Source organism: Psychrobacter sp. CX18 (assembly GCF_057396215.1).
This window is the reverse complement of the sequence record NZ_JBXYJH010000035.1, coordinates 1-2,746: the sequence shown is the minus strand read 5'-3', so window position 1 is coordinate 2,746 and position 2,746 is coordinate 1. Positions and strand designations below refer to the sequence as shown.

Below are 2,746 nucleotides of genomic sequence, written 5' to 3'. Positions count from 1 at the left end.
AGGGGTGGTGATGACTTTATGTTGTCCGTCATCACTAATCTGTGAGTCATAGCTTGGGGCACTGGTGTCGCCACTACGTGCTTGGGTAAGACCGCTATAGATATGTGAGGCAAACGATAGTGGGCTTGGGTAGCGGGTATAAGGGATGTCAGCTGCAATCAGCTTAGCCTCTACCCATACGCCAGAGTCAGCAGCAAGCTGACATTGATCAGCGGATACCGATTGACGCATCAGCCAAGTATGTATTGAGTGTTGGTTATGATAAGAGACACTGTCACTAGCAGGCTCTATGCCAATTAAGGTTGAGGCAAGGCAGTAAGCGGATAAGGAATGAATAGTGGGCAAGTGACTGAGTGATTTGAATGCTGGTAGTGAATGGCTTAGATGATGTTTTATTATTGTAGCTATTCACGCTTTTCGCTGCTATCTGTCCGCCAGCATAGGGCAGTGGTAACGGCTTGCGATGTCACTTGCTTCGCGCGCCATCTCAAGCCTGACCACAGCAGCCTATGTTGCCGTTCAGTATATCCGCTGCAATCGTGGCTAAACCGCATCCTAAGTTAACCACAATGCGGGAAGTAAACATTTAATAAAATTGCTATTTGATAGTGGTTAGTAATTAACAAATTTTGTTACTATTTGAATATTGTATCTACAAAAGGGGGTATGGAGGCATTATTATCAGAATCAATATAAACCTCAGGGACCTCTTCAATTTTTCCAGTTTCGGGATCTATTGTATATCTTCTCCATGATTTAACAAATAGTGTATCTTCTTCTGAATAAACATCTAATAACCAAATACTTAAATCATTATCAATATAGTATATCCTTTCTACAAAATAATAATCCCCTAGCTCTAATAAATAAATTTTTAAAGAATCGACGATTTTTTTATTTTTGATTGAATTTAAGGTTATAGATTTGCTGTTATATTCCCCTTCATTATTTTTAGGACCTAAATGGTATTGCTTAGAAAGCATAATGTTATTTTTATAATTATAATACTTAAGCTCATTATTTTTTATATATTCTGGAAAATAGGAATCTGTATCTAAAATAGTAAAGTATTTACAGGTAGTTGATTGTATACAGCTTTGTTTAATATCAATTATAAAAGACTCATCGTTTAGTCTATTTAAACCTTCCTCTTTAATAAAGATAGCACTTTTTGAATGATATATATTATCCGTTTCACTTGATTCAGTAGGTAACTTACATGATTGCAATATAAATAATGATAAACATAACCAAAAAATTTTAAACATCGTTTATTCCTTCATAATTATTATACGTTTATCATCGAACATTGAGTGAAGATGATCATTATGATAGTCTGCAGGTGTTGTATTTTGATATCTATGAATATTTTAGCCCTGAAGCTGTTTTTAGCACCCAAAATTTTTCATAGCGTTAATATATTTTTGCTGATTTGATTTAGAGCTTAGATATTTCGTATAAATGCTTCTGACCCCTGCTGTCAAATCCGTACACCTAAACTTGGGAGATTTTAATCAGGCAGCTTGACGATAGAAATCCATCCAAACTTGTCTTGGCGATCTCATACCTAAACTCTGCTGAATCCTGACTTGATTGTAATCTAACTCAATATATTTCAAGATGCTGTTGATTGCTTCAAATCGAGTTTTATAATTATGATGATATACCAGCTCATTCTTTAAAACGCCCCAGAAGCTCTCTATTGGCGCATTGTCATAACAGTTACCTCTCGCACTCATAGATCCTTTAAAACCGTGTTTAGTGATCATTTTGCGATAATCATCGCTGCAATACTGACTACCTCTATCTGAATGCACAATAAGTCCTTGGCTAGGTCTTTTATCTTTGATTGCTTTATTTAAGGCCTTACAGACTAAATCAGTCTTCATGCGTTTATCGATAGCGTAGCCAACCAGTTCTTTGGTATACAAATCTTTAACGCCTGCCAAATAAAGCCAGCCCTCATCTGTCCAGATATAGGTGATATCACTGACCCAGACACAATTAGGACGATTAACGCCAAACTTCTGTTTAAGCAGGTTAGGATAAACACGCTTGTTATGCTCTGAGTCCGTTGTCACTTTAAAGCGCTTATGACGTCTACATTTGATACCATGTTCTTCTTTGATACTACGTACCATATACTTGCTGACATCGTGTCCTTGTTCATTTAGGTGAGCATGCAGACGCTCATAGCCATATCGTTCTTTGGTCTTCCTGTGCGCAGCTTTTACAAGCAGCTCACAGTGATTGCGATGTATTTGCTGAACACTGATGTCACGCTTTTTCCAGTCATAGTAGCTTGATGGTTTGATATCAAGGTTTTTGCACATGGCTGTGATACTAAATTCATATTTGTGATGGTCAATAAAGGCGTACCTTACTGATCGTGTTTGGCAAAGTACGCCGTAGCCTTTTTTAATATCTCTCGCTCTTCTTGTGCTATTTTTAGTTCACGCTTTAAACGCTTAATTTCTTCAAGGGCTGAAACAAGCTCTGGATCGTATTGCTTAGTACCTTTGAGTTTGCCTTGATTGGCTTTTCGTTGCCAATTGGCTAGTGTCTGCATTGGTAGCCCTAAATGCCTTGCTGTGGCACTGACATTGCCACCATTATTCTCTATTGCTTTGACCGCTTCTGCTTTAAATTCTTCACTGTATCTTTTAGCTTTCTTTGTCATGGTAAACTCCTAATTGTCTTCCTTAGTTTACCAAGTTTTTATCTACGGTTTTTTCAGCATAGCTCA

At 37.3% G+C, this 2,746-nt stretch carries 3 protein-coding genes; all 3 read right to left on the bottom strand.

What is annotated here, in order from left to right; all coding sequences use genetic code 11:
* On the bottom strand, positions 1-345 hold a 345-nt coding region (locus AC2SLT_RS13060), incomplete at its 3' end, for a hypothetical protein (RefSeq protein ID WP_486548084.1).
* A 290-nt stretch (positions 346-635) separates the two neighbouring features.
* Positions 636-1,268, bottom strand: coding sequence for a hypothetical protein (locus tag AC2SLT_RS13055; protein WP_486548083.1), 633 nt, complete (start codon positions 1,266-1,268; stop codon positions 636-638).
* Between the two features lie 246 nt (positions 1,269-1,514).
* Positions 1,515-2,680, bottom strand: a protein-coding gene (locus tag AC2SLT_RS13050; protein WP_486547055.1) for an IS3 family transposase whose coding sequence is annotated in 2 segments (ribosomal slippage) — positions 1,515-2,410 and positions 2,410-2,680 — 1,167 coding nt in all. Because the reading frame shifts where the segments join, the coding sequence is not laid out codon by codon here.
* Positions 2,681-2,746: the final 66 nt, after the last annotated feature.